The sequence below is a fragment of the Marinobacter sp. genome (genome assembly GCF_033722195.1).
Taxonomy (GTDB): Bacteria; Pseudomonadota; Gammaproteobacteria; order Pseudomonadales; family Oleiphilaceae; genus Marinobacter.
This window is the reverse complement of sequence record NZ_JAWVZL010000027.1, coordinates 1-18,856: the sequence shown is the minus strand read 5'-3', so window position 1 is coordinate 18,856 and position 18,856 is coordinate 1. Positions and strand designations below refer to the sequence as shown.

18 protein-coding genes are annotated in these 18,856 nt (G+C 64.3%); 8 read left to right on the top strand and 10 right to left on the bottom strand.

What is annotated here, in order from left to right; all coding sequences use genetic code 11:
• Nucleotides 1–2: 2 nt before the first annotated feature.
• Nucleotides 3–443, bottom strand: coding sequence for an RNA polymerase-binding protein DksA (gene dksA / locus R3280_RS07360; protein ID WP_318997941.1), 441 nt, complete (start codon nucleotides 441–443; stop codon nucleotides 3–5).
• A 352-nt stretch (nucleotides 444–795) separates the two neighbouring features.
• On the opposite strand from dksA, the gene sfsA reads away from it, so the two are divergent.
• The gene (gene sfsA / locus R3280_RS07355) at nucleotides 796–1,524 is read left to right on the top strand and encodes a DNA/RNA nuclease SfsA (RefSeq protein WP_318997940.1); all 729 of its coding nucleotides are present in this window, start codon (nucleotides 796–798) and stop codon (nucleotides 1,522–1,524) included.
• A gap of 19 nt (nucleotides 1,525–1,543) precedes the next feature.
• Here sfsA and R3280_RS07350 read toward each other — a convergent pair whose 3' ends face one another.
• Both R3280_RS07350 and R3280_RS07345 read right to left on the bottom strand, forming a co-directional pair.
• A complete protein-coding gene (locus tag R3280_RS07350) occupies nucleotides 1,544–1,894 on the bottom strand; it encodes a pentapeptide repeat-containing protein (RefSeq protein ID WP_318997939.1) in 351 nt (116 codons plus the stop codon).
• 87 nt (nucleotides 1,895–1,981) lie between these two features.
• On the bottom strand, nucleotides 1,982–3,559 hold the full coding sequence (locus R3280_RS07345) for an AAA family ATPase (RefSeq protein ID WP_318997938.1): 1,578 nt from the start codon (nucleotides 3,557–3,559) through the stop codon (nucleotides 1,982–1,984).
• 116 nt (nucleotides 3,560–3,675) lie between these two features.
• Between R3280_RS07345 and mrcB the strand changes: the two genes are divergently transcribed.
• Nucleotides 3,676–6,000 (top strand): penicillin-binding protein 1B, encoded by a 2,325-nt coding sequence (gene mrcB, locus R3280_RS07340; protein ID WP_318997937.1) that lies wholly within the window; start codon nucleotides 3,676–3,678, stop codon nucleotides 5,998–6,000.
• Nucleotides 5,997–6,572: a tetratricopeptide repeat protein gene (locus R3280_RS07335; protein ID WP_318997936.1), complete on the top strand. Its 576-nt coding sequence runs from the start codon at nucleotides 5,997–5,999 to the stop codon at nucleotides 6,570–6,572. The genes mrcB and R3280_RS07335 overlap by 4 nt, the downstream gene beginning before the upstream one ends.
• Nucleotides 6,573–6,625: 53 nt before the next feature.
• On the opposite strand, the gene R3280_RS07330 is transcribed toward R3280_RS07335, so the two are convergent.
• Nucleotides 6,626–7,543, bottom strand: coding sequence for a DUF4382 domain-containing protein (locus R3280_RS07330; protein WP_318997935.1), 918 nt, complete (start codon nucleotides 7,541–7,543; stop codon nucleotides 6,626–6,628).
• Nucleotides 7,544–7,863: 320 nt separating this feature from the next.
• Here R3280_RS07330 and R3280_RS07325 point away from each other — a divergent pair, with 320 nt between their 5' ends.
• The 4 genes from R3280_RS07325 to R3280_RS07310 all read left to right on the top strand — a co-directional run bounded on the left by R3280_RS07325 (nucleotide 7,864) and on the right by R3280_RS07310 (nucleotide 10,989).
• Nucleotides 7,864–8,400, top strand: coding sequence for an RNA polymerase sigma factor (locus R3280_RS07325; RefSeq protein ID WP_318997934.1), 537 nt, complete (start codon nucleotides 7,864–7,866; stop codon nucleotides 8,398–8,400).
• Nucleotides 8,401–8,404: 4 nt separating this feature from the next.
• Nucleotides 8,405–9,079 carry a zf-HC2 domain-containing protein gene (locus R3280_RS07320; RefSeq protein WP_318997933.1) on the top strand — a complete coding sequence of 225 codons (675 nt, stop codon included), beginning with the start codon at nucleotides 8,405–8,407 and terminating at the stop codon, nucleotides 9,077–9,079.
• Entirely contained in the window at nucleotides 9,076–9,534 is a 459-nt protein-coding gene (locus R3280_RS07315) for a hypothetical protein (protein ID WP_318997932.1), read from the top strand. Before R3280_RS07320 ends, R3280_RS07315 begins: the two co-directional genes overlap by 4 nt.
• 108 nt (nucleotides 9,535–9,642) lie before the next feature.
• On the top strand, nucleotides 9,643–10,989 hold the full coding sequence (locus tag R3280_RS07310) for a tetratricopeptide repeat protein (protein WP_318997931.1): 1,347 nt from the start codon (nucleotides 9,643–9,645) through the stop codon (nucleotides 10,987–10,989).
• Between the two features lie 63 nt (nucleotides 10,990–11,052).
• On the opposite strand, the gene R3280_RS07305 is transcribed toward R3280_RS07310, so the two are convergent.
• From R3280_RS07305 to R3280_RS07280, 6 genes are all read right to left on the bottom strand, one after another.
• A complete protein-coding gene (locus tag R3280_RS07305) occupies nucleotides 11,053–11,967 on the bottom strand; it encodes a lipase family alpha/beta hydrolase (protein WP_413468752.1) in 915 nt (304 codons plus the stop codon).
• A gap of 353 nt (nucleotides 11,968–12,320) precedes the next feature.
• Complete coding sequence (gene hemL, locus R3280_RS07300) at nucleotides 12,321–13,601, bottom strand: glutamate-1-semialdehyde 2,1-aminomutase (protein ID WP_318997930.1); 1,281 nt, start codon at nucleotides 13,599–13,601, stop codon at nucleotides 12,321–12,323.
• Between the two features lie 44 nt (nucleotides 13,602–13,645).
• Nucleotides 13,646–14,293 (bottom strand): thiamine phosphate synthase, encoded by a 648-nt coding sequence (gene thiE / locus R3280_RS07295; protein ID WP_318997929.1) that lies wholly within the window; start codon nucleotides 14,291–14,293, stop codon nucleotides 13,646–13,648.
• Entirely contained in the window at nucleotides 14,290–15,057 is a 768-nt protein-coding gene (locus R3280_RS07290; RefSeq protein WP_318997957.1) for a hydroxymethylpyrimidine/phosphomethylpyrimidine kinase, read from the bottom strand. Before R3280_RS07290 ends, thiE begins: the two co-directional genes overlap by 4 nt.
• 55 nt (nucleotides 15,058–15,112) lie before the next feature.
• On the bottom strand, nucleotides 15,113–15,535 hold the full coding sequence (gene hemJ, locus R3280_RS07285) for a protoporphyrinogen oxidase HemJ (protein ID WP_318997928.1): 423 nt from the start codon (nucleotides 15,533–15,535) through the stop codon (nucleotides 15,113–15,115).
• A 69-nt stretch (nucleotides 15,536–15,604) separates the two neighbouring features.
• A complete protein-coding gene (locus tag R3280_RS07280; protein WP_318997927.1) occupies nucleotides 15,605–17,413 on the bottom strand; it encodes a chloride channel protein in 1,809 nt (602 codons plus the stop codon).
• A gap of 447 nt (nucleotides 17,414–17,860) precedes the next feature.
• Between R3280_RS07280 and argC the strand changes: the two genes are divergently transcribed.
• The coding region (gene argC, locus R3280_RS07275; RefSeq protein ID WP_318997926.1) for an N-acetyl-gamma-glutamyl-phosphate reductase at nucleotides 17,861–18,856 on the top strand (996 nt) is incomplete at its 3' end.

Sequence of the window (18,856 nt, the reverse complement as noted above, 5' to 3'; positions counted from 1 at the left end):
CATCAGATTCCGGTTTGCCGCTCGCGAATCTCCGCCAGGGTCTTGCAGTCGATGCACAGGGTGGCGGTGGGGCGGGCTTCCAGACGGCGGGTGCCGATCTCGACGCCGCACTGGTCGCAGAAGCCGTAGTCGTCGGCGTCGATGCGGTCGATGGTCTGGTCGATCTTCTTGATCAGCTTGCGCTCCCGGTCCCGGGTCCGCAGTTCCAGACTGAATTCTTCTTCCTGGGTGGCGCGGTCGCTGGGGTCGGCGTAGTTGGCGGCGTCTTCCTGCATGTGGTGCATGGTACGGTCCACCTCTTCCATGAGCTCCTGCTTCCAGTTGAGCAGCAGATCGCGGAAATGCTTCAGCATCTCCGGACTCATGTATTCCTCACCCTTTTTCATCTCGTAGGGGGTGAAGTTGGTAAAACGCTCGCGTGGTTTCTGTTCCGTTTTTGCCATTGAACCCGGCCTCTTGCTTATATTCGTAAAGCCGCCAGCCCTTGTCCGGCACCGGCATGCTTGTTCAAAACGGATGCCGGCGGAATGCGCACCGGCGGCTCTTGCATGTCTGGCTTCAGTGGGGCACTTACCCCGCAGCTTAGCAGGTTTAGCCCTGTTCTGTTACGACTGTGCGGCCGTGGCCTGAGCTGAACTCCCGGGGCCCGCGCCACGGCGGCAGCAGGGCAGAATCTGCGGAAAATAGCAGATATGCCGGGGGTGCGCCAGCCTTCAATGGGGCCGCCATGCGCTGGCGCACGGTGGTGGTTTGGGTATCATGACCGGCCCAGTTCATTGTTGTCAGGAGGTCAGGGTGGTTGCCACTCCGGATTTGATCGAGGGCCGCCTGGTCCGCCGCTACAAGCGTTTTCTCGCCGATGTGGTACTCGCCGATGGCACCGAGGTGACCGCCCACTGCCCCAATACCGGTTCCATGATGGGCTGCCAGCCCGAGCAGGGCCGGGTGTGGCTGAGTGCCAGCGACGACCCCAAGCGCAAGCTGCGCTACACCTGGGAGCTGGTGGAAACCGCTCCGGGCACGCTCGCCTGTATCAACACCGGCCGGCCCAACCGCCAGGCCCGGGACGCCATCGAGCAGGGCCGAATCCCGACCCTGGCCGGCTACCCGGAGGTTCGCGCGGAGAAGCGCTACGGCCAGGAAAACAGCCGCATCGACCTGCACCTGTCAGGCCACGATGCTCGCGCGGACGCCTGGGTGGAAGTCAAGAACGTGACCCTTTGCCAGCAGGGTGTGGGCTATTTCCCCGATGCGGTCAGTGTTCGCGGCCAGAAGCACCTGCGGGAGCTGGCGGCTCAGGTGGCGGCCGGGGAGCGGGGTGTGCTGCTGTTCTGCGTCAACCACACCGGCATCACCGAGGTACGGCCCGCCGACCATATTGATCCGGTCTACGGCCGGATGCTGCGGGAGGTAGCGGCTGCCGGGGTGGAGGTGATGGCCTGGCAGGCGGATCTGGAAAGGGCCGGGGAGCCCTCGGGGTCCCTGGCCCTGGTGCGGGAGCTTCCGGTCAACCTGGCCGGCTGAGAGGCGGCGCCAGCAGCCGTTATTTCACCATGTTGTAGCGCATGCGGGTGCCGTGGTTCAGCGACATCACGATCTCGTCGGCGTGCAGCTCCCGGGGGAAGTAGCAGCCCGAAATCTTGGCGCCGGCGATACTGGCGCCCTCCAGATTGGCCTTGCTGAAGTCGATGCCGCGGATATCGGCACCACGGAAGTAGGCATGGCTCAGGTCCAGGCCGTCGGCATTCATCGAACGCAGATCCAGGCCCCGAAAGTCACCATGGGAAAAGCTGGGGTACTCCGTCATCCTGGCTTTGGCGGTGTTGAACGCCTCGATGTTCTCATTCCGCAGGGTCTGGTAAAGCGGGTCGTCGATTACGCGAATCTCTTCCACTGTCTGTGGCTCCCCTACAACTTGGCCGATGGGACACAACTTGGCCGGCGGCGCCGGTGAATCTCTCCTTCTTAAGTGTAGCGCCGGCTACAGCGCCGGCAAGCCGAAGTGCTGGCGAATCCGGTCCGCCAGGGCCTCCGCGACACGGTCTTCCTCGGTGTGGACGTGGATGGTGTGGGTCCGTTCCTGCTCGCCAAGTGGCTCCAGCCAGGTTTTCTGCTCGTCCAGCAGGCTCTCGTCCGCTTCCGAGGCGTCCCCGGAGCGCTGCCGTATCCACTTGCGGCGCAGGCTCTCCGGGGCCTCGCAGTCGATCAGCGCGAAGGGCACGCCCTGGGCTTCGGCCACCTCGGCCAGCTGCTTGCGTTCGGCCTGTTTCAGACAGGCGGCATCGACGATGACCCCCAGCCCGTAACCCAGCACCTCGCCGGCCAGTCCCGCCAGGGTGTCGTAGGTCTGGCGGGTGGCTTCGTCGGTGTAGATGTTGCCTTTGGGGGTGGACTTGCTCTGGTCCAGCGGCCCGAGCCCGAACAGGCGTTTGCGCTCCACATCCGAGCGCAGCCGTATGAGCCCCAGCTCCATGGCCAGGGCGCGGCTGATCACGGACTTGCCGCTGCCGGACAGGCCGGTGGTGGCCAGCATGAAGCGGCAGGGGATCTCACTGTAGCTCTCCGCCAGCTCGGCGTAATCCCGATAGCGCTGGTGCAGGCCGGCCCGCTCCGCCTCGCTCAGCGACGGGTTGGCCTTGGTGAAGAGCGCGATCTTGGCCCGCACCATGGCGCGATAGGCCTTGTAGAGTGGCAGCAGGGCCAGGCCCTGGTAGTCACCGCGGAACTCCAGGTAGGTGTTCAGCACCAGGCTGGCCAGCGGCTGTTCACGCCGTGACTCCAGATCCATGAGCAGGAAGGCCAGATCGTTGATCACGTCGATCCAGCGGAAGGGCTCGCTGAACTCGATGCAGTCGAACACCGTTACCTCGCCCTCGTAGACGGTGATGTTGGCCAGGTGCAGGTCGCCGTGGCACTCACGCACGTAACCTTCATCGCGGCGCTGCTGGATTAGCGGCCGGTGCAGCTCGAAGGTGGCCTGGGTCCAGGCCTCCAGCCGGTCCACCTGCTCCAGCAGGTCGGCGTCGTCCAGCATGGGCCGGATCTGGTCGAAGTTCTCCTGCATGGCGGCGTAGACCGCCTCGGGCGTGCCCAGGGGCTTGTCCGCCGGCACCTGCGGAATGCGGTTGTGGAATTCGGCGGCCTGACGGGCCAGCGTGGTGAGCAGTTCCGGCTCCAGCAGGCTGCGCTCCTGGCGGGCGTCCAGCAGCTCCGCCTGGTCGAACTGGCGCATCCTGATGGCGTACTCGATGGCTTCGCCGCTGCCGCCGATCTCCGGCGCCTCGGGGCTGCCGGTAATGGGTAGCACGTCCAGGTAGAGTTTCTCCGCCAGGCGCTGGTTGAGACGCAGCTCCTCCTCGCAGAAATGCTTGCGCCGGGCCAGGGTGGAGAAGTCCAGGAAGCCGAAGTCCAACGGCTTCTTGATTTTGTAGGCGAAGTCGCCGGTAAGGATGACCCAGGATATGTGAGTTTCCAGCACCCGGAACTCCTTGACGGGGTGGTCGTACAGCGCCGGGTCTTGCAGCGCCTGTATCAGATCGCTGGATGGTGCGTCACTCACAGGTCTCTCCTTGCACGGATAGTTAGCGTCGTTGGGCCCATCATAGCGATCAGATTACATAAATGACACACAGGGGGGCTGCTCGGGGCCTGCCGGGGTTCGCTATAATCGCCGCCATGAGCCCATCCCGCCCCCGCAAGAAATCGAGCCGTAAATCTCCCCGCAAGCCGTCCGGACGCCGGCCCTGGTTCTGGCGCCTGGTATTCAGGGCGAGCCTGGTTGGCCTGGTCATCCTCGCCGGCTGGACCGTTTACCTGGACGCCGTGGTGACCGAACGTTTCGAAGGTCAGCGCTTCGAGGTGCCGTCCCGGGTCTTCGCCCGCCCCCTCGAACTTTATGAGGGCGCCAGCCTGAGCCCGGCTAGCTTTGTCCGCGAGCTTGAGCTGATTGGCTACCGCCGGGGCGATGGCGTTGCGCCGGGCAGCTTCAACCAGGCCGGCGGCCGCTTCACCCTGAGCACACGGGGTTTCCGCTTTGCCGATGGCGATGAGCCGCGCCGGCGTGTGGCCCTGACCATAGGCGGAGACAGGGTCACCAGCCTGCGGGCGCTGGCAGGCCCGGCAACCCCCATCCTGCGCCTGGAGCCGGCCCAGATCGGCGGCATCTACCCGGCCCATAAGGAAGACCGGGTGCTGGTGCAGCTCTCCGACATGCCCGAGGGCTTCACCGAAACCCTGCTGGCGGTGGAAGACCGCGACTTCTTCGACCACCACGGCATTGCGCCGCTGGCTATTGCCCGCGCCCTCTGGGTCAACCTGCAGGCCGGGCGGGTGGTGCAGGGGGGCAGTACCCTGACCCAGCAGCTGGTGAAGAATCTCTATCTGAGCCGGGACCAGACCCTGGTGCGCAAGGCCAACGAGGCCATCATGTCGCTATTGCTGGAGCTGCACTACGACAAGCCGGAAATCCTCCAGACCTACCTCAATGAAGTCTACCTGGGCCAGGCCGGCACCCGTGGCATCCACGGCTTCGGTCTGGGCAGCCAGTTCTACTTCGGCGAGCCGGTCAGCGACCTGAAACTGCACCAGTACGCCCTGCTGATCGGGCTGGTGAAGGGACCGAGCTACTACGACCCCCGCCGTCATCCGCAGCGGGCCCTGGCGCGCCGCAACCTGGTGATCGAGACCCTGGCCCGCAATGGCCTGATTACCGAACCCCAGTCCCGGGCGGCCCAGGCAATGCCTCTGGGCGTTGCCGCCAAACCCTCCTATTCCGAGAACCGCTATCCAGCCTACATCGACCTGGTGCGGCGCCACCTGGCGCGGGACTACAAGCAGGCCGACCTGCAGAGTGAGGGATTGAGAATCTTCACCACCCTGGATCCGGCCATCCAGTACGCGGCTGAGTATTCGGTCAGCGAGACGTTGAGGAACCTGGATCCCAAGGGCGGCCCTGACAAGCTGGAGTCGGCCCTGGTGGTGACCTCCCGGGACACCGGCGAGGTGCTGGCCCTGGTGGGTGGCCGCGAGCCCCGGTTCGCCGGTTTCAATCGCGCGCTGGATGCCCAGCGGCCGATCGGCTCCCTGATCAAGCCCTTTACCTACCTGACTGCCCTGCAGGACGCCGGCCGCTACAACCTGATCACTCCGTTGGAGGACCGCCGCTTCGCCCTGGTATTCGACGACGGCCGGCGCTGGGAACCAAAGAACTACGACGGCGAGGAGCATGGCAAGGTGCCCCTGCACCGGGCCCTGTCCCGATCCTACAACCTGGCGGCGGTGAGGGTTGGTCTGGACGTGGGCGTGGATGCGGTCACCGACACTCTGCAGCGGCTCGGGGTCACCGGGCCCATCTCCAGCTACCCCTCCATGCTGCTGGGCTCGGTCAACATGACCCCGGTAACAGTGGCGTCGCTTTACCAGGGCCTGGCCACCTCGGGCTTCAACATGCCGCTGCGCACCATTCGGGAAGTCACCACCTCCGCGGGTGAGTCCCTGTCGCGGTACAGCCTGGCGGTGGACCAGGTGCTGGACCCGGCCGCCGTACACCTGGTGCAGTACGCCCTGCAGGAGACCATGCGGGAGGGCACCGGCAGTTCGGCGTATCGCTTTGTGTCCCGTGATCTGGCCCTTGCAGGCAAGACCGGGACCACGGATGATGGCCGCGACAGCTGGTTTGCCGGTTTCAGCGGCGACCTGCTGGCAGTGGCCTGGGTGGGTCGGGATGACAACGCCCCGACCCGGCTGACCGGAGCCACCGGCGCTCTGCCGGTGTGGTCCCGGTTCATGGCACAGGTGCCCCAGCACGGGTTTTCTCCGGTAATGCCGGATGGGGTGCAGTACCACTGGGTGAATGCCGAGCAGGGCGCGCTGACGGATGAACACTGCGAGAACGCGCGTTTCATGCCGTTCATCACCGGCAGTGAGCCGGTAGCCCGGATCAGCTGTTCCGGAAACATGACAAAACGCCTGCGGGGCTGGTTTGAGGGGTTGTTCCAATGATTCAGAAGCGATACAAGTCACTGCCACTGATGGCCATGACGCTGCTGGTGGCGGGTTGCGCCACCGGGCCCGGTGGCACCATCTACGTGCCAGCCGACCAGTCACCCGCCTATGAGGACGTGCCGGAGCCCCCCCAAGTGGAGGCCCGTGAGAAACGTATCCGCAAGTCAGAGCTGCCTCCGGCGGAGCAAGCCGAAGAACCGCAGGCGCCTCAGTCCAGTGCCCCCAGTTATCAGGAGCAGGGCGAACCCCTGTCGCCGGCGGCCTCGAGCCTGGTGAGCAAGGCTGAGGGTCAGCTGACCGCAGGGGATGTGCAGGGCGCGGTCAGTACCCTGGAGCGGGCGCAGCGGATCTCACCGCGCTCGGCGGAAGTCTATTACAAGCTGTCCCAGGCCTACGTGCGGATGGATAACTTCGCCAAGGCCGAGCAGTTCACCCTCAAGGGCCTTTCCCTCGCCGGCAACAACACCCGTCTGCAACGGGCAGGCTGGATGCTGCTGGCGGACATCCGTCGCGCCAACGGCAACACTGCCGGAGCCAACCAGGCCGAGGCCCGGGCGGCGGCGCTTTAACGAAAAAGCCCCCCGCGAACGGGGGGCTATATGGTTGGGTTTCGTCTGGATTTCTACTGAATGACGGCAGCAGTGGTTTCTGTATTGGCTGTCACGGTGACGTTCTGGGTGCCTGTAAAAGTCAGGCTTTCGGTGGTCTCGTTGTCGTCGGGCTGGCAGGTGTAGCTGATGGTGTAATCCCCTGCCGGCAGGAAAGCCGCCTTGTAGCTGTACAGGCTTGCCTGATCCTCGTTATCCACGGTTACCGCCACCAGTGGGCCGCTGTCTTCCACGTTCACGTTTAGATCCGTTGGCGTAACGTCTGCTCCCTCGTAGACATAGACGGAGCCAAAGTAGCTGTCATTCACGTCGCAACCAAGCTGTTGCTCCAGGTTGATCACATCCACCTCGCCCACGATGGAGCCGGCCTCGACATTGTCGATGAGGCGATGAGCAGGCTTGAGGATGTACTTGTCTCTACCGGCCGGTGCATTGCCACCCGCATTGATAATTGATTTTTTAACATCGAAATCGATGGTGAAATCAGAGGATCCGCCGGCCGGTATGACGAAACCACCTTGCAGCTTGAGCCCGGTCTGGCGACCAGATGGAAGAAACAGGAAGATTTGAGTCTGGTTGGGGTCGGATGCTTCAACCACATAGGGGTCCTCGCCCAGGTGCAGGCGGATCCATTCATATTGACCCGCCGGGAATTCCTGCCCCTCGAACAGCTGTGCAACCTTGCCGCCCTGGAAATCGAGAAGGTTGATGTCCACCGCGGTTTCCAGGTTGATGGTAACGCTTTCACCATCCGCCGGCTTAACCTCCACCGAGGTAATGTTCAATTGCGCTACCGACAGGTCGGTTACCGGTGCGTCGGTGAGCCCCAGCGACATGGTGCCGGTTGCGGTATCGCTGCCACTGCCGCCGCAAGCGGCAACAGCCGCCGCCAGTGCTGCTACAGAGAATCCCTTGATTAGTGTGTGCTTCATGAAAGCCTCCGAAATGGTCTGCCCGTTCTTTATTGTGTCGGGCTTTATAATCAATTTTCGGCACCGGTTACCCTGACAGGCCCCGACGCCGTATAGATAGAACGCCGGAGCTGGCCCTCGCGTTCCGGCCTTCGGTGTTACAAATTGTTAGTGAAAGGCCCCGTTCGGACTTTTGACTGATTTTTGTCAAACTGTCGCAATGATAAAGGCGCAGTCGACCAACTTCTGGTATAACGGCGCGTTGAAACCAGAATCCGCAGGTTGTCTTTGTGGCATTGATTCCATTCGGCCGGTCCCGGGCCCAACGCTTTGAACGCTGTGTGCAGCCGCATCTCGCCGGCATGTATCGCTTCGCGTTTCGCCTTACCGGGCAGCGGGACGATGCCGAGGACCTGGTGCAGGATGTGCTCACCAAGCTTTATCCCCGAGCCGATGAGCTGTTGGCGGTGGATCAGCCCGGGCCCTGGCTCAACCGGGTCCTTTACCGGCATTTCATCGATCTGACCCGGAAGTACGCCCGCCGTGCTGACAGGGCGGTGAGCGGCCTGATGTCAGAAGACGCCGGGCAGGATTTTCTTGACACCCTGGTGGATGCCGGCGTTGAGCCGGACCGGCACCTGGGCCAGGACCAGTTGCGGCTGGCACTGGACGAGGCCCTGGCGGCACTGGAACCGGATCAGCGCAGCCTGCTGCTGCTGCACGACGTGGATGGCTGGCGCCAGGAGGAAATCGCCGAGGTGCTGGGCATCGCGGTTGGCACGGTGAAGTCCCGATTACATCGGTGCCGGGCCGGGCTGCGTAAAAATCTGGGGCATCGCCTGGAACCGTTTCTGGCCGGCTTGCGTGTAGAGGACTGAGGTGATGACTATGATGAGCTGCCACCAGGCACAACAACAGATCGAGCGGCAGGCGCTGGGGGACACCCTGTCGCCGGCGGCAAGGGGTGAGCTTGAAGCCCATCTGGCGAGCTGCCAGCGCTGCTACCTGCGCGAGGTCTGGGAGCAGCGCATCAGTGAGGAATTGCGACGTGAGGCAATTCCTTCGCCTACCCCGGATTTCGAGTCCCGGGTATTGGCCGCGGCCACCGGTAGGGGCCGTTCCCGGTCAATGTCCAGGCCGCTGGCTGGTGCCGCCATCGCGGCCTCGCTGGCGTTGGCGGTTGCCGCTGCCAGTCTGTGGTCGCCGGCCTCCCGGCAGTCGCTGCCCGTCGCGGACGGCACCGGCGCCGAGACGCCCGCAGCCTGGTCCCGGGAGCAGACTGTTCGCCTGGCGTTCACCTCGGCCTCCCAGCTGGATGATGTCAGTCTGACCTTGGAACTGCCGCCAAATGTCGAGCTGGCGCGCTTTCCGGGCCATCACCAGTTGACGTGGCAGGTGGACCTGAAACCGGGTGACAATGTCATTTCGCTGCCGCTGCGCATCGCCTACCCTGAAGCGGGCGAACTGGTGGCCCACCTGGATGACGGCAACAAACGTAAGACTTTCCGCACGCCCCTTCCGGGACTGGAAAGTAGTGAGAAGGAGTCTTCGCTATGAAAACGACCAGCCTGTCTCCTTTCAGCCAGGCGTCTGGCCTGATGTTGATCCTGATGCTTTGTCCGGTCATCGCGCTGGCCCAGGGGCAGGAAGATCTGGATGTCACCATGCGGATGGTGCTGGACGACAACGAGCTGTCTGAGCGGGTGGTGCAGGAGCTGGAACTGCCGGAGCCGATGCAGGTGGCCCCGGGCCGGCCCGGGTTTGAGGGTCGCGATCAGGCTACCGAGGCCCGCTCCCAGGGCCGTGCGCTGGGTGAGCAGATCTCCGAGCAGGCCCGCGGCAACCGTGAGGAGTTGCCCGCAGGCAGGGCTGACGGCAAGCTTGACCTGCCCCCCGAGCTGCCTCCGGGTCTGGATGATGTTCAGGAGCCACTGCCGGACCAGAACGACTTGCCGGATCCGGACGAGCTTCTTGACCAGGATCTGCTGACCCAACCTGAACTGAATGACTGACGGGAAGTCATGGTCCGCAACCGGGCCCTTGGTAATCCGTCATGAATTGGTATACTCCGCCTGAGATCCACTGCGCCGCGCTCGTGGCGTCACTCAGCGGGAGAATCCTTGGCTCGACTTCGCTTGGCCCAGATACTGGCAGGTTTGCTCTGCGCTTCGGCACTGCCGCAGGTGCTTGCCGACAACGCCGTCACCACCCCGGAAGCCTCCCCGCGTACCCTCATGGCAGAGGGTGTTTCGGCTTTTCAGGCCGGTGAACTCGAGCGCGCCCGGCTATTGCTGGAGCAGGCCCGTGACGCCGGGCTGAAATCGAGCTCCCTGCATTACAACCTGGGTGTGGTCTACTACCGGCTGTCGCTCTACGATCAGGCCCGTGAGGCCTTCGCTGCCCTGCTGGGCACCCCCCATGCCGACCTGGCGCGCTATAACCTGGGCCTGGTGGCCAAGGCGGCCGGCCGGCCGGCCGAAGCCCAGACCTGGTTCCAGGCGGTGGCCGAGGAGGCCGAGCAGGACAAGCTCAGGCGCCTGGCGCTGGCGCAACTGAACCAGCCGGAACCCGTCACGGCCGGCCCCTGGCTGGGGTTTGCGGCCCTGGGCGGCGGCTATGAGGATAACCTTTCGCTGTTGCCGGAAACCGCCGCCACCGATCTGTCCGACGGCTTTGGAGAGCTGATCCTGGTGGCGCAGGGGCCTTTACTGACCCTGGATGCGGATACGGATTCGGCTGAGTCCATTGATCTCAGCGCCAGCTTCTACCGGCGTCAGTACACCTCCGAGGATGATTTCAACAACGATGCCCTGCAGCTGGGTGTGGGCTGGACCTCCGAGCGTCGAGACGGCCAGCACCAGTTGCGGTTGCGCCAGAGCTATTTCCGAATTGGCGATGAGTCCCGAGAGTACCACACCACTCTGGAAGGGAGCGCCCGCCAGTACGGCTGCTGGCTGCAAACCGGCAACGGCCGCTGTGACCTGGCGCTGGCGGTCAGCCGGATAACGCCCTTCACCGGCTTCGAGCCTTACGAGGGTATGCGGTACCTGGCGAGTGCCGGCTACCGGGTCAGGCTGCAGCAGTGGCAGCCGCGCGTGCAGCTGCGCCTCGAGCACAACGACCGGGATGATCTGGCCAGCAACGGTCAGTTTGTCAGCGTGTCGCCCCGGCGCCAGGAACTGGAAGCCGGTCTGACGTATCTGGGACTGCCCCGGCTCTCCCTGGGCGCCGAACTGGCATACCGCTATAGCGACTACCCCGATGCCTATATCCTGAGCCCCAGCCCTGAGCGGAAGTCGGGGCGCCGCGTGGACCATCGCTATCTGGCAGGGCTGGAGGCCAACCTGAGGCTGTCAGCCGCCTGGTCCGTGACTGCGGAGGCCAGCTACCGCAAGAACGAGAGCAGCCTGAAACAGTATGCCTATGACAACCATGTCGCCCTGGTGAGTCTGGATCTCCAGTTCTGATGGCGCAGGGGCAAAGAAAAGGGGCGCCCGATGGCGCCCCTTTTTCGTTTGCCCTGAGACTGCTCAGAGCCCGGCGTTTTTCAGCCGGTTGGCGTGCTGGCGGAACACGGCCTTGGGGTCGGTCTCGAACAGGCTGTGCAGGCCCAGCGCCTGGTTAACCTCATCCAGATGGTTCATGAAATAGTTGTCCCGGATAACGTCGCCGAAACGGCTGCTGCAACGGCCTACCAGGCCGTCGTTGGCGCCGAAGCCGAACGCCAGGCTGGTAGTGCCCAGCAGTGCGTCGGATGGATCCAGCACGTTGGTCAGAACACCGGTGCCGCCCCAGGAATAGAAGCGCACACCGTTGACGCTCGCCGCCCCTTCACCGCAAGCGGTGGTGGGCATGCCGGCGGGGGCAAAGCGGTTGAACTCGTCGCTGCCCTGGGTGGTCAGCGAATAGAGGCTGGCGCGCAGGTCCTGGTTGTAGCCGCCGCCTGACAGCAGGTCGATCAGGCTGCCCAGGGCATTCCCCAGCTTCGCGGCCAGGCTTTCGGCAGGAGATCCGTAGATCAGATCAGCCACCGGTGACCCCTTGTGGGGCGATCCCACGGACGTCACCGAGGCCACCAGGTCCGGGCGCACCCGGGCAATATAGCGGGCGGTGGGGCCGCCGTGACTGTGACCAACCAGATTGACCTTGCCGTGGACCGCGGCAATGGCCTGGACCTGGGGCAGCAGGGCCTCGCCCCGGGCAATGGTGCTGTCCAGCGCCGGCACCTGGGTGGTGTAGACGGTGGCGCCGTAGCGGCCCAGTTCTTCCGGAATGCCGTACCAGTAATCCACGCCGGCAATGGAGTCGAAACCGAACATGCCGTGGACCAGCACGATCGGATAGCGGGTCTCGGTGTAGTTCGAGGGTGTCCACCACCATGCCAGCGTGGGCGCTGACCACGCCATCACGCAAAGCAGGACGGCTGCTTTTATCCAAGGTTTCATTGTGGCACCTACAGTTTGCTGTTGTCTTTGTTATCAAACTGCGGTCGGGCACAGGCGGTGTGGCCTGGCCCGGCTATACCCAACAAGGGGTCCGTTCCCGTACTGCTCGGTGTGTCCGCTACTGCAATCGGTGGCCGGCGTGTCACCCGGCCCGCGTCCCTGCGCTGACTCTGCTGAATCTTGTTGTTGGATGCTCGCAGTCAGTGCGTATCTCGTCAGAGACAAGTCATGGTTTGAGCAGGGAGTGATCAAAGTCAACGATTCAAGGCGGGCAGGGCATGACAGGGGTCGAAACTGTGACGGGGTTCACGGTGCTGGCCCGGAAAGACTGGCGGTCCTTCTGGGCCAAAGGATCACAGCGTGGCCATCACCCGCTCGGCGGCCTGAACCGTGTGCTCAACGTCGTCGTCGGACAGCACCGCGCAGGTGAAACCCGCCTCGAAGGCCGACGGCGCCAGGTAGACGCCCTCTTTCAGCATGCCCTGGAAGAAGGCCTTGAAGCGCTCTACGTCGCAGGCCATGACCTGGTCGAAGCGGGTCACCTGTTCGGCCTCGGTGAAGAAGAAGCCGAACATGCCGCCCACGCCCTGCACCGCCAGCGGAATGCCCTGGCGGTCGGCCGCGGCCTTGAGGCCCGTGCGCACCGCCAGGGTCTTCTGCGCCAGCCGGTCGTGGAAGCCGGGTTCGGCGATGGCGTTGAGGGTGGTAAGGCCGGCGGTCATGGCCAGGGGGTTGCCGGACAGGGTGCCGGCCTGATAGACCGGCCCCAGTGGCGAGATGTGCTCCATGATCTCGCGTTTGCCGCCGAAGGCGCCCACCGGGAGACCACCACCGATGACCTTGCCCAGGGCGGTGAGGTCCGGTTTGACGCCGTAGTGGCCCTGGGCGCCACCCAGGTCGACCCGGAAACCGGTCATCACCTCGTCGAAGATCAAAACGGTGCCGTAGTCGTCGCAGACCTCCCGCAGACCTTCCAGGAAGCCGGGCACCGGCGGGATACAGTTCATGTTGCCGGCTACCGGCTCAACGATGATGGCGGCGATCTGCTCGCCCAGCTCGGCGAAGGTCTGGCGCACGCTGTCGATGTCGTTGAAGGTCAGGGTCAGGGTGTGTTCCGCCAAGCTGGCGGGGATGCCCGGAGAATTGGGTACGCCCAGGGTCAGGGCGCCGGAGCCGGCCTTGACCAGCAGGGAATCCACGTGGCCATGGTAGCAGCCCTCGAATTTCACGATCTTGTCGCGACCGGTGTAGCCGCGGGCCAGGCGGATGGCGCTCATGGTGGCTTCGGTACCGGAGTTGACCATTCGCACCAGGTCGATGGAGGGCACCAGCTCGCACACCTTTTTGGCCATGGCCGTCTCTATGGATGTGGGTGCGCCGTAGCCCACCCCCAGGTCGATCTGGGCATGGAGGGCGTCGATGATGCGCTGGTCGCCGTGGCCCAGGATCATCGGGCCCCAGGAACCGATGTAGTCGATGTAGCGGCGGCCGTCCTCGTCATACAGGTAGGCGCCCTTGGCGTGTTTGAAGAACAGCGGGGTGCCGCCAACGCCGCGGAAGGCCCGCACCGGGGAGTTGACGCCACCGGGTATATATTTCTGCGCCTGCTTAAAAAGCGATTCGGACTGCGTCATGTCAGGAAACTCCCGGATGGTCGGATTGGATGACTGTGGGGCAGCTAGCGGCCGGCGGGCCGGTTCTGCCGGATCATGTGGTCGAAGCGCCGGGCCTGTCGTTCGATGTCATTGGCACCGAACAGGTCACCGATCACCGCCAGGCAGTGGGCGCCGGCCTGCACCAGTTGGGCACCATTTTCCGCGGTGATACCGCCAATGGCAACCAGCGGAAGTCCCAGCGGGCGGGCATCGGTGAGCAGCGAGCGGTCAGCGTAGCGCTCGCCCGGTTTGGTGGTGGACGGGAAGAAGCGGCCAAACGCCAGGTAGTCGGCACCGGCCTCAGCGGCCCTTTCCGCCAGTGCCAGCTCACCGTGACAGGTGATACCGATGATGGCTTCATCCCCCAGCAGAGCCCGGGCCTCGGCGAGGCCCGCATCGTCCTGGCCCAGGTGAACGCCGGCGGCGCCGACTGCGCGGGCCAGCTCGGCATCGTCATTGATGATCAGCGGTGCGCCGGCATCGCGACACAGGGCCTGGAGTCTGCTGGCCTGGTGCAGCCGCGCTGCCGCATCGTCACTCTTGTCCCGGTACTGGACCATGACGGCACCACCCCGCAGCGCGGCGGCCACACCCTCAAACAGGCGCTCACCGGGCAGCAGCGTGCTGTCGGTGATGGCGTAGAGGCCGGAGGGGACGGCGCTGCCGGTCATGGCTGATCCGCTCGCGGCACGTAGCGGCCCGGCACCGGCTGGCCCTTGCCGACGGCAATCGCCTGGCGGATGGCTCCCAGTACGCAGACCTGGGCCTGCTCGATCGCCTGCTCCAGCCCAAGCCCCTGCGCCAGACCGGCCGCAATGCCGGCGGCCAGGGTGCAGCCGGTGCCGTGGTACTCGCCACCAATGCGCTCCAGGGCCCACTCCCGGTCGGCCTCGTGCTCGCGATACAGGCGGTTGATGATGTTCTCGCCGGTGCCGTGGCCGCCGGTGGCCAGCACCGAACGACAACCGCCGGCCAGTAGCCGGGCGGCGGCTTCGTCCGGATCATCGGAGCCGCCCAGCTGGGCCAGCTCGATGCCATTGGGGGTCACCACCCGGGCCCGGCTGAACAGGGTGCCACGCATGCTCGCCACCAGGGCGTCGTCCGCCAGATCGCCACCGCCGGCGGCCTTGATGACGGGGTCCACTACCAGCGGGATATCGGGATAGGCATCGAGAAAGTCGGCCAGTACTTCCACGATCTCGGCGTTGCCCAGGGCGCCGGTCTTGACCGCATGGAAGGGCGTATCGGCCGCCAGGCACTCCAGCTGCCGACGTACCAGGTCGGCGTCCACCGCGGTGGCACCGTATACATTGCGGGTGTCCTGGACCGTCAGGCAGCTGAGTACCGGCAGCGGGTGCACGCCCAGGGCAGTGGCGGTCTGGATGTCGGCCTGGATGCCGGCTCCCCCGGACGGGTCCAGGCCGGAAAGAATCAGAAGCTGTGGGCGCTGACGAAGTTTGATGGCAATGCCTCCTTGACTCGGGGCGGCGCTAGAACGGCTTGACGGTGGCCAGGATCACTACGGCCACCAGTGCCAGCACCGGCATTTCGTTGAACCAACGGTAGAATACGTGACTGCGACGGTTTTGGTCGTCCCGGAATACTTTCACCAGGTGGCCACAATAGACGTGGTAGACAACCAGCAGGGCCACCAGCGCCAGCTTGGCGTGCAGCCAGCCTTGGCTGAAGTAGCCACTGGGGTTATAGCTGATCAACCAGAACCCCAGCGCCACCGTGGCAATCATGGAGGGGGTGGTGATGCCGCGATAGAGCTTGCGTTCCATGACCTTGAAGCGCTCCCGGCCGGGCTGGTCGTCACAGGCGGCGTGATACACGAACAACCGCGGCAGGTAGAACAGGCCGGCGAACCAGCACACCATGGCAATGATGTGGAAGGCTTTCACCCACAGCATAATGTGTCCTCGATTTGAAAGCTTGATGGCATCCGGTTGCTGGCGGGGATGCCTTCTCGGTTCGAGCCGTCAGCTTTTTCGGTATTGGTAGTAACTCTCGATATCGGACTTCAATACTATCCCGTAGATCCGCTGGATCATCGGGGCGACGTGGCGCTGCACGTAGAGGGCCTCCGCCTGGCTGTGGTCGAACTCGTTGAGCGCCTCCTCCAGCGTGGCCTGGTACTGCACCGGCGCGATGTCCCGGCGATTGGCGGGAATGTCCATGAGGTCCACCTGCGGCTCCTCGTCCTCCCCCTCTTTCTCCGCGTTCTTACGCTCCTCCTTTCGCTGTTCCCTTTGTTCCTCTTCAAGGGCATCGAGGTGCCGGGCCAGATCAACGGACGGCAGCAGGGCCGTCGGACCATTGCTGCCCTCCACGATCAGCCATTTGGGCTCCGACTTGAGCACATCCCGGGCCTGCGCCAGCGACAGCCGCCGTTCGGTGCGCAGTATACTCCGGTCCATGATGGCGCCCACCGACACCCGCCGAAGGGCCTGGATGATGGGCGAGTTCTGATAGCTCATGCCCTGGCTTTTCAGGATGGTCAGGAACACCGACTTCTGTCGGAATACCTCACTGGTGATCAGGCTGGCGCTGGTGATGATCAGCATGCCCGGCAGGATGATGTTGGGGTTGCGGGTCAGTTCCAACAGGGCCATCAGCGCTGCCAGCGGTGCCTGCAGTACCGCTCCCATCATGGCCCCCATGCCCAGCATGGCGTAGAAGCCCACTGACGATGCGGTACCCGGTGCCACGCTGTTGCCAATGGCCCCCATCGCGCCCCCCAGGGTCGCGCCGATGAAAATGGTGGGGCCGATGATGCCGCTGGGCATCCCCAGCCCGATGGTGGCGGCGGTGACCAGCAGCTTGGCGGTGGCCGCTCCCAGTAGCAGCCAGAATGGCAGTTCATTGCTGATGGTGGCCTGCACGGTGTCGTAGCCAATACCCATGACTTCGGGAATGAAAATGGCGAAGGGCACCATGATCAGCCCCGCCACGGTCAGGCGAAGCAGGACCGGCTGGTTATGAAAGCGGCCTGCCAGCCGCACGATGTGGATCATGGCGGCGGCCGCCACGCCAATGATAACAGCGATGGCCAGGATCCAGGGAATCTCCCAGAGCGAGTTCATGGTCAGTGGTGGAACCGAGAAAGCCGGCGCCGCACCGTAGATCGCCTGGCTGACGACCGCAGCGCTGACCGAGGACAGGATGATGGGCGTGAAGCCGGCGATGGTGTACTCCATCATCACCACTTCCATTGCGAAGATCACGCCGGCGATCGGGGTGTTGAATGAGGCGGAGATGGCGGCCGCGCAGCCACAGGCCACCAGGGTCCGGATGCTGTTGTTGGGCAGCCGCATCCACTGCCCCATCAGGCTGGAAAAGGACGCCCCCAGGTGAACCGCGGGTCCCTCCCGGCCCGCCGATTGGCCGGTCACCACGGTGGCCACACCGACAATGAACTGGACCACGGCACTGCGAAGCGTGATGTAGCCCTGGTGGTAGTTGAGCCGCTCCATGACGTGCACCACCCCTACCTTGCGGTCCGCTGTCGCCAGCCGGTGCATCAGCAGGCCCAGGCCCAGGGCGCCCAGAAACGGCAGCAGACCGCGGGTGAGCAGGCCCAGTTCTTCGAAGGATTCCGAACCCTCCCCCGGCAGGAACTGCTGCAGCGGCCATTCGATGGCGAACCGGAAAACCAGAATCACGCAGCCGGTCACCAGGCCGGACAGCAACCCCAGCAGGGCCAGCTGTGGCAGCGCGTCCACATCCGACAGCCGGCGCCGGAACATCGGGATCAGCTTTTCCGTCAGTTTTGATTTTAACTTCCGCATCGCGCTGTGGTTTCCCGGCCAGTCAGGGAGCCTCTGATTAACTCCTGGATCGCCTCTGGCTTTCAGAGCGATTCACAATCAAGGCGCGACTTTGTAGTCATGTCGGGACCTTACAAAAAGTCGCAACGCCGAGTGTGGATTGCTCTGAAAGCCCCGAAGGGCGCGTTCTGAAGGCTGTAGCTGCTACGTTGCGGCTCTTGCCAAGGACTACGGCAATTGGCGGCGAGCCGCGCCTTGCAGCTACAGCCTTCAGATCGTGCAGAGGCCATTCAGGAGTTAATCAGAGGCTCCTTAGGTTCTTAACGTATTGTAACGGTCGTGATTCTGCCCGCAATCGGACACTGCAGTATCATGATAGACTATGGTTTCGGCGGGCCGGTGTTGGCGAAGGCCGGGAGGCCGCCTTTTTGGTACCGGTACCGGCACACAGGACAACGGGAGTTTCTAGTGATCAAAGTAGGCATTGTTGGGGGCACGGGCTACACCGGGGTGGAATTGTTGCGGATCCTTGCGGCACACCCGGAGGCCAGGGTTGAGCAGATCACCTCCCGCTCAGAGGCGGGCCAGGCGGTGGCCGACCTCTATCCCAACCTGCGGGGCCATTTCGACCTGGCCTTTACCGAGCCGGATGTGGACCGGCTCAGCCAGTGCGACCTGGTTTTTTTCGCCACGCCCCATGGTGTGGCCATGCGCATGGTGCCCGAGCTGATGGCCCGTGGCACCCGGGTGGTGGACCTGTCCGCGGACTTCCGTCTCAAGGACCTGGAGGTCTGGGCGTCCTGGTACGGTATGCCCCATGAGAGCCCGGAGTGGGCCGCCAAGGCGGTCTATGGTCTGCCGGAGGTGGCTCGTGATGCCATTCGCGGCGCCCAACTGGTGGCCAATCCCGGTTGCTACCCCACAGCGGTACAGCTGGGCTTTCTGCCCCTGCTGGAGGGCGGCCTGGTGGACGCCTCCCGGCTGATTGCCGACGCCAAGTCCGGCGCCAGCGGTGCCGGCCGGCAAGCCAGTGTCGGCACCCTGCACGGTGAGATCGGTGAAAGCTTCAAGGCCTATGGCGCTTCCGGCCACCGGCACCTGCCGGAAATCCGTCAGGGCCTGGTGGATGCCGCCTCCGGCAACGCGGTCGGGGTCACCTTTGTGCCGCACCTGCTGCCGATGATCCGCGGCATCGAGGCCACGCTCTATGCCCAGCTGCGGGATCCGGCGGACTTTGCCCGCCTGCAGGAGCTCTACGAGCGGCGCTTCGCCAACGAGCCCTTTGTCGACGTCATGCCGTTTGGCAGCCACCCGGAAACCCGCAGCGTGCGCGGCGCCAACAACTGCCGCATGGCGCTGCACCGCCAGGAGGACAGCGATGTGGTCATTGTGTCCTCGGTGATCGACAACCTGGTCAAAGGCGCGGCGGGCCAGGCGGTCCAGAATATGAACATCATGTTCGGC